The sequence below is a fragment of the Chitinophaga sp. genome (assembly GCF_036569125.1).
In the GTDB taxonomy this organism is placed as follows: Bacteria; Bacteroidota; Bacteroidia; order Chitinophagales; family Chitinophagaceae; genus Chitinophaga.
In genome coordinates this window covers 1-7,984 of the sequence record NZ_DATCRF010000205.1, presented here as the reverse complement: position 1 = coordinate 7,984, position 7,984 = coordinate 1, and the positions used below count along the sequence as shown (strand labels likewise).

At 49.4% G+C, this 7,984-nt stretch carries 8 protein-coding genes; 1 reads left to right on the top strand and 7 read right to left on the bottom strand.

The features are described from left to right. The 4 genes from VIM87_RS07345 to VIM87_RS07330 form a co-directional block, all read right to left on the bottom strand. Positions 1-779 (bottom strand): AraC family transcriptional regulator (locus VIM87_RS07345; protein ID WP_331996355.1); only part of this gene is annotated, 779 nt, incomplete at its 3' end. A gap of 141 nt (positions 780-920) precedes the next feature. Next, positions 921-1,928: an ABC transporter permease gene (locus VIM87_RS07340; RefSeq protein ID WP_331996354.1), complete on the bottom strand. Its 1,008-nt coding sequence runs from the start codon at positions 1,926-1,928 to the stop codon at positions 921-923. Continuing rightward, entirely contained in the window at positions 1,870-2,889 is a 1,020-nt protein-coding gene (locus VIM87_RS07335; protein ID WP_331996353.1) for an ABC transporter ATP-binding protein, read from the bottom strand. Before VIM87_RS07335 ends, VIM87_RS07340 begins: the two co-directional genes overlap by 59 nt. A 5-nt stretch (positions 2,890-2,894) precedes the next feature. Next, the gene (locus VIM87_RS07330) at positions 2,895-3,605 is read right to left on the bottom strand and encodes an NEW3 domain-containing protein (protein ID WP_331996352.1); all 711 of its coding nucleotides are present in this window, start codon (positions 3,603-3,605) and stop codon (positions 2,895-2,897) included. Positions 3,606-3,944: 339 nt separating this feature from the next. Here VIM87_RS07330 and VIM87_RS07325 point away from each other — a divergent pair, with 339 nt between their 5' ends. Next, a complete protein-coding gene (locus VIM87_RS07325; RefSeq protein WP_331996351.1) occupies positions 3,945-4,373 on the top strand; it encodes a hypothetical protein in 429 nt (142 codons plus the stop codon). Between the two features lie 2 nt (positions 4,374-4,375). Here the strand turns inward: VIM87_RS07325 and VIM87_RS07320 are convergent, their stop codons facing one another. The 3 genes from VIM87_RS07320 to VIM87_RS07310 form a co-directional block, all read right to left on the bottom strand. Beyond that, the gene (locus VIM87_RS07320; protein WP_331996350.1) at positions 4,376-6,949 is read right to left on the bottom strand and encodes a hypothetical protein; all 2,574 of its coding nucleotides are present in this window, start codon (positions 6,947-6,949) and stop codon (positions 4,376-4,378) included. 90 nt (positions 6,950-7,039) lie between these two features. Next, the gene (locus tag VIM87_RS07315; RefSeq protein ID WP_331996349.1) at positions 7,040-7,570 is read right to left on the bottom strand and encodes a DUF4402 domain-containing protein; all 531 of its coding nucleotides are present in this window, start codon (positions 7,568-7,570) and stop codon (positions 7,040-7,042) included. A gap of 4 nt (positions 7,571-7,574) precedes the next feature. Further along, positions 7,575-7,984 (bottom strand): T9SS type A sorting domain-containing protein (locus VIM87_RS07310; RefSeq protein WP_331996348.1); only part of this gene is annotated, 410 nt, incomplete at its 5' end.

The following is a 7,984-nucleotide window of genomic DNA, read 5'->3' as shown; positions in this document are numbered from 1 at the left end:
GTGAACCGGATCATTTCCCTGTAAAAGTGGCTCATATCATAATAGCCATAATCGCAGGGTGCAAAGGCTTTTTTATTGGCTACATAAGCTGTTAAAGCCATTCTTGCACGCAGTATGGAAAAGTATTTTTTAGGGCTGATGCCAATGATATTATTAAAATACCGGTTGATGGTTTTAGAGGTCACAAACATTTTTTCTGCTGTTTCACCGGTATTGTATTGCATGCTGCCATTGTGGTAAAGATCAATGCTATCCTTTACCAGCTGTATGTAATGATCCTTTCTTTTTTTACGGGCGTAATTAGTCAGGAAATATTGCTGCAGCAGCTGCATCCGCTGCTCAAAAGAATCGGCTGTTTTAACCTGTTGAATGAGCGCCTGGGGTATAATGTTCTTTAATGCTACCACCTGGCTGATGAATTTTGTTTGTGGGATGCCTAAAATACGCTCCAGGCCTCCGGGAAAGAACTTCACTGTGAAAATATGATCTGAGGGCTGGTTATAACGGGTTACAATGGAATCCCTTAAAACAAGCACATCATCTGCCGGGTGGATCATATGGCAATCATTGCCGGTAAGCAAATGATAGGGCGCGCCCAGGTTGATCCAGATGGTGGGCGTCCAGCTGGGGAACATTTTTACCGTAAAACATTCATTGGCAGCATGCCGGCTGGTGGCTGCAGGAGAGGATTCAGAGAAAAACTCAATGTAATCAGCCAGCTCCGGGCAAGGGCCGCTAAAGTTGTACAGCTTCCTGATATTGTCGAAGATCTCGATCATTAAAATGCCAATGTTTAATAATGTAAAATCATAAATGTAAAATTTTAAATGTAAAAGTGGAATGCAGCGAAATCTGACCAGAACCTAATCGCTGCATTCCACTTTTACATTTATGATTTAAAATTTTACATTTTACATTCCTCAGGTCCTGATCTCCCTTCTCATGAATAAATAATAAGAAAGTGCAAAGCACACTACTGTTGCGGCTATCAGCCCGCTCACCTGTGGCCATACCACCAGCAGGCTTTCCCGTATTGATAAGGGCGAAGGGATAGCGCCTGCCATCTGCTCCATTGTTAATGGTCCCAGGCTGCGCACGGAAGGCATGAGCAGGGTGGTAGTAGCATCGGTATACAGCTGGCTGGGTACCAGCCGCATGATGGTGATGATGGTGCTATTGTAAGATGCCACCTGCTCCTGGCTCAAAGTACCGGGATCGGGCAGGAATGCGCTCACGGCAATCCGTAAAAGGATCTGGTAAAAAACAGTAAAGAATAACCAGATGGCAATGGCAGTTAGCGCGGAAGTGGCTGTTTGCCGGAACTTTACGGATAAAAGAATGGAAAGGTTCAGCCAGAAGGCGATGTAGATCACGCTAAGGGCAGTGAAGCACATGATCCTTATAAACTCCGAAGGCTCCATCTTAACACCGGTTGTTATCAGCCCGCCGCCTATCATTAAAAGACTGAGTGAAAAGAATAAAATACTCACCACAATGAGGGAGGCCGTAAACTTTGCATTCAGCAGGGAATCGCGGTAAATAGGCTGCGCCATCAGGCGGATGAGCGTACCGTTGGACTGCTCCGAATTAATGGCATCAAAGCCCAGGGCAATGCCCAGCAAAGGCCCCAGGAAACCAATAAATACGTGGAAGGGGGGCAACGATCCGTCGGTAATGGTCAGCAGCTTCAGGTAAAGGAACAAGTGATCCGGATCCTGCGGGTTGCCAACGGCTCTGCCAATGTTGGTAAGCGACACGTACAGCGAGCCAAGGAAGGTAACCAGTATAAGCCCGGCCAGAATGATGAACCGCCAGCTGCGTACCTGGTCTGCCACTTCCTTCCGTACCATTACAGAAAACGGGCTGGCATTATTGCTTTCCCCATTTGCCGGTAAAAGACCTTTTAAAAAAGCCGGTTGACTTTGCATTGGGAATATTTTCCTTTAAATTATTTTCAAAATAACGTTGATAGATCTCATCGAGGCCGTAGCTGCGTTCCTGTACGCCGGTTACATCATACCCGTTGTGGACGAAGAAGCGCACAATTTCGGGCGTAATATTTTCCTCTCCTGCAATTTGTGCGCTGTTGGCGGATAAGCTTACCTGCTTTACGGCAGGCAGCGCCAGCAGCTGCTCCTGCAGCAACTCCGTTTGTCCGGGCAGCGTTTTAACTGTTACCCGTACCTCATAGGGCGCTGACCGGAACAGGTTAGCGGCCAGTGTTTCAATATTACCTTCTGCCAGCAGCTGGCCACCCACGAAAATGCCTACACGGTTACAGATCTGCTGTACCTGGTGAAGGTGGTGGGATGATAGCAGTACCGTCATTCCCTGCTGCTGGTTCAGCTGCCGGATAAGCTCCAGGAAATCCTTTACCCCGGCGGGATCTATGCCCAGGGTAGGCTCGTCCAGGATGATCACTTCCGGTTGGCGGATCAGCACATCGGCCAGGCCTAAACGCTGTTTCATACCACGGGAAAATGTGCCTGCCTTTTTATGCAGCGCATCTTCCAGTCCTACCTGCTGCAGCATATCGCCGGCACGCGCTTTCACCTCCTTTTCCGGGATGCCGTTCAGCCGTCCTATATACACCAGGTTTTCCAGGGCGGTAAGGTCACTGTAAAAGCCAACATTGTCGGGCATATAACCTACCTTCTTTTTTACATAGATAGGATTGCGGGAAGCATTTACCCCGCAGATGCGCGCCTCGCCGGCAGTAGGTTCCGTTAAGCCAAGCAGCATCAGGATGGTGGTGGATTTGCCGGCGCCGTTAGGGCCCAGCAGGCCGAAAACCTCTCCCTTATGAATAGCCAGGTGCAGATCATCGACCGCTTTCAGGGAGCCATAGTGTTTTGTTAGCCCATGGATCTCAATGATTGGTTGTTCCATAGCCTTTACCTCCTGCCATATTTACGGATAAGGTAATAAACAGCTCCCAGCGCCAGTAATATCACCAGTATACCTATCCAACCGGTAAGCAGGGAAGTTTTTACCGTCATGCGGAAGGATGCAGTAGCGGTGGCGTAATTATTTTTAACGGTGAAGTTTGTTACGTAGTCGCCTGCTATAGTTTTATCAGGCACCTGCAGGGTTGTTACCACCTCCACTTCCTTACCTGGCGCCAGCTGCGCAATGGTGGCGGGTTCAAAGGTGGCCTGCCATTGGCTGGGTGTTTGGGAAGAAAGGGTTAGATTGTCTAACGGGATGGTACCCTGGTTCTTCACCACCAGGCGGATCTCTTTACGGCCGCCTTCCGTTACATCATCACTCAGCCTGCCGGTAGGTGTGGTAAGCTGCACATTGTAGGTGCCCTTTACTACGGCTTCCAGGGCCAGTTTGGATGTGTCCATGCCGGTTACGGCCACCACGGGAATGTCGTACTTCGCGGGCTTTGCTTCCGGTGTGGGACTGATCTCCACCTGTATGTCCTGCGTTCGGCCGGAATCAATGTTGATGGACGTTACCTGCATGCCTTCTACCTTGAAGGAAATGCCCCAACCCTCTGGCACCTTGCCTGAAAGGCGGAAGATACGCGGTACAGGGGCCGCATTACGTAATTGTGCGTTGTAGGTGAATGTGGTGTTGGTGGCGGCTTCCAGGTTCATAAGCCTTGCGGTAAAAGGTGGCGCTGAACGGCTGGCTGTTTGTGCGGTTGCGTGGAGGCCGCATAACATAAGTAAAAACAAGCCTGAAAGAAAGATACGTGGATGCAGCTGAATGAGCCGCCGATGCAGTTTTCCGGTAGTTAAAATTGCTATCATAGAATTAATAAATAATAATTAGTCCTTTATGAAATAACAGCTATTTATTTTCTACAGTAGAAATGGTTTTGAAAACAGCGCCAAATTAATGGTGAAATTTCAAACCATTTGCTAATAAAATGTGAAAATTTATCCGGGAAAGGCATGAATGTTGGTTAGTTGAAATTTTAAAACAATTATAAAATGAAGTCTGTTTTAGCTGGTATTGCCGGTACTGCGATTATGACTGGTTTTGTTTATTTATTGTCTTGGCTGGCGCATAAGAACTGGCGGGTGATACATGTGCTGGCAGCGGTGCTCAGCGGCCCGCGGTTACAGGTGCAGCCCTTGCCTTATACACGCGGGCAATTGATAATAGCAGGTATTGTCCACTATGCAATAGGGATCTTATTTGCTATAGCATACCGTAAGCTGGTTGATGCGGGTGTTGCCAGCTACTCAGTTACCGGTGCGGCTTTGTACGGTGTTGCTATTGGTGTTTTGGCGATGCTGGTGTGGCGGATCACTTTTGCCTTACGTTATAAACCATCCGGTGTTCAGCTATCTTCTTACCTTCCTGTTATTGGGAGCGGGCATATTTTATTTAGCCTAACCATGTTGGTGATACATTAAAGCTACCAGGCTTTCCCGATTGCCCCGGCTTCACGTTCCACTGTAAACCGCAGCCCGTCTATCACATCGCCTTCCTTGTTTGCAGAAATATGAAATGGAAGGGAAGGAGGGATGGAGCGCAATCCCAGTTTTTTCAATTGCTCAGGATCTATCCGCGCGGTGTATGCTCCCGGGGCTAAGCCCATATAGTTAAAGAAGCCATCTGTTTCTGTTAAGGTGCTGGCCACCATGCTTGAATCGGGCCGGTAAAAGCAAACCCTGATGCGGCCCAGCCCTTTTGAGGTTTCGCTTTCATGCAAAAGCACCTGGCCCGATACTTCTCCCACCACCACCACCGGCACTTCAATCAGCTTTAGCTGGTTAGGTACTACCACCACGCTGATCACCTGGTTTTTTGCCCGCCATGCAATATTATCAAAAGAGCTGCGGCTCAGGTCCAGGTAATAGGTGGCGTAAGGCTCCATGTCCTGTACGCGCAATGTGGTATCCTGATGGTCCTTGAATACGCGCCCGCCATTAACGGAAAGCCTGAGCCCCTGGGCTTTGGGCTCGCCTTTATCGTGCACCCCGTTCCCGTTCAGGTCCAGGAACGCCTGCAGAATAACGCCGCCTGTACCTACCATGCTGCGGTTGCTTACACCGGTATAACCGGTTTTACCATCATATACCAGGCTGCCCCTGGCAGATTCCACAACGGTAGTGGTGTGGTTGCTCCGCAGGATGGAAGCTCCCACTTGCCCGAAAGAAAAATCATACCGTAAGCCCAGCTGAAAATTACTGATGCGGCTCCGGTAATTTTTTTCATAAGATGCATTCAGGTAGCCGTTGCGGAAAAGGTATTTTCCTATTTCACAGCGGGCAGATATGAGCCTGTTGTCGGTGTAGGCATATTGTACCTGCGGCATCACCAGGAATTGCCCGGGGATCCGGAAAGACAGGCCCAGGTTACTGTAAATGAAAGGCTGATCCTTGCCCACCAATACTGCATAGGTGGTAAGGTTGGTGCCTACCCTTAATATGGCGCCGGATAACAGCAATTCCGAAGTAGTGTATTTCAGATCCTGGGAAACGAGCTGGTTCAGTGTTAAACGTGTGAACATGGAAAAGTGCTGCCCGAAGAAAGGTTTGGCCAGCATTATTTTCCGCTCTTCCCGGAAATTATAGATAATAGCCTGCTGTCCTTTTTTATAACGGGTATATTGCAGATCTACCTGCAAATTGGAGCGCGTGCGGTAGGTAAGGAGGCCCTGTGTTCTTACATTATGTGTGTATTCCCCGTTAAACAGCAGGTTAGTGGTCATACGGACGGAGGTGGTTACAAAAGGCATGGCTTTGTTGGTGGGAATAGAGGATAGATATTCCGCTCCGGCGCCTATCGTTATATGATGGGAGAACCCATAATTCATTTGTGCGCGCGAGAACAGGCTGTTCAAACTATCTTCCACAAAACCGGCGCTGGCCGTGTATTCAAATTCATTCTTAGGTAAAAAATTAAATGGGATGCTGACGTTCTGCTCCTGGATCCGCTCTTCCCCAAAGGGGCCGTAAAAACGCAGCCGGATCTGTGAATTGCCATATACCAGCGGTACATCAAAAGTGTAAAAGCCGGAGGCATCGGCTACCGTGTAATCCACCAGGGCATTGTTCACATACAGCTCTACCGTCCACCCGGGTTCTGTAATATTGCTTAAGGCATAAGTGCCAAAAGAGCGGCGGTAGGTAGTAGGCGCATTGGTGAGCTGTACACCTACTACCGGATCAAAAATGGAAGCGGTGGATTGTGTGAAGATCTTGCCGGCAATGATCTGCCGCAGCCCGCGCTGGTCATTATCTACATAGCGCCAGCGGTAATATTGCTGCCGCTGGTCAAAAGGGCGGATCTCTTTCACGCCTTTGTCGGGCGCTACCTGCTGCTGTACGTAATTATTATAGTTAAGGGAGGCAGTGGCCTCGCCGCCTGCAATGGTAGCGCCTAATCCCAGGTTCACCCATACATCGCTGGCCTGCGTGCGCTGGTTTGCTACTACTGACCAATCGGCCATTCCAAACCGGAAAAGCGGATAATCGCGTTTGATCACCGTATCTGCTTTCAGCCTTCCATTCAGGCGGTTTATATTCTGCCGCATCTGCGCCAGCCGCATTTCCCTAACAGCAGGCAGCTCCAGCCTGGTGTTCATGTTCACGGAAAGGTTGCGGAAGTTGAATTTGCAGGGCAGCCCGAATACTTTTCCAAAGTATTCCAGCCTTAGAAAAATGGCGGTGCCTGATACGGCAAGATCCTCTTTGTGCAGCCTGTAAACATGATCGCGGTAGCGGATCTCATTTTTTGCGCGGTCTATCAGGTAAACATCTTTCTCGCCCAGGAAATATCCTGATATGGAATCGCCGGTGGCTGAGCGGTTGTTCCTGACCTTTATAAAATCAAATACATCCGTAACAGAAAGATAGGCGCTATCACCATTGATCATTGCCGGCACCTCCAGCCCGCCAATGCCCTGTACCACCAGGAATACAGAGGTTTCAAAGAGAATGGGCTCAGGCTCCGGTTCCTTATTATCCGCTGCATACAGCAACATCCGGCAACAGCATAACGGTAATAGCAGGTACAGCATTTTTATGCTGCTACACCTGCTGTGTATGATGTTGTGGATGCTGCTTATCATATTTTATTCCTGTATGAATGTTACATTGAACGTTCCGCTGTAATTCCCTACGGGGTTGGCCAGCGGGCTGCCAACAATCAGTGTTCCGCCTATACGCACCTGCGTACGTGCCGGTGGGGTGGCAGTAGCAATGAACGGGCTGCCGGTGCTGGAAGCGCCTATCTGCAGGGTGAGTGTACCGCCATTGCTGCCGCTAAGGGTTGCATTGGGCCCATTCATTATTGAGATGAGCGTACCGGGATTGGCTTCCACTTCAAAAACAGCTGAAGAGAAGGGATAGCCAAGATTGGCCTGTACAATGCTGCCGGTTACAGAGCGGGAGCCATCCGGGTATATGATCACCGTGCCACCGGAAGCGCCCTGGAAAAATGCGCCGAATATGAGCCCCTGCGCGGGGTTTACATAGATGGCGATCGGGCGCGGCGGCGGCTCCTGCGCCAGCGCCGGTTGCAGGCAAAACAGGCACAGTACCAGGTACAGGCCTTTTTGAAAGCCTGGCAGGTGAAATGTTTTTTTGCCGCTTGCTCCGCTCATCAGATCAGTTATGAATGAATACTTTTTTTGAAACTACCTGTTGCTTTGTATGGAAATTCACGATGTATATGCCGTTACTGTATTGTGATCCCAGCAGGTGCCGCCCGTTGCTGTATAGCTCTTTCCTGAACAGCACCTGCCCCTGCAGGTTTATAACGTTAATGGTACAACGTTCATCGGGCACCTTATCAAAGTAACCAAAGAGCTGCCCGTTTATACTATAGGCCTGGAAGATGGCGCTGCTACCGCCTGGTGTGGGTGTAACACCTTCTTTTTTGAATACCACTGAGAACCGGTTGCTATAGTCGCCTGCTTCCAGGTACAGCCGGTACCTGGACTGGCTGTATAACTCATCTGTTGTGCCGGATACGGAATCGCGCAGGTAAATATGCCATCCCGGCGGTATCCTTTCCA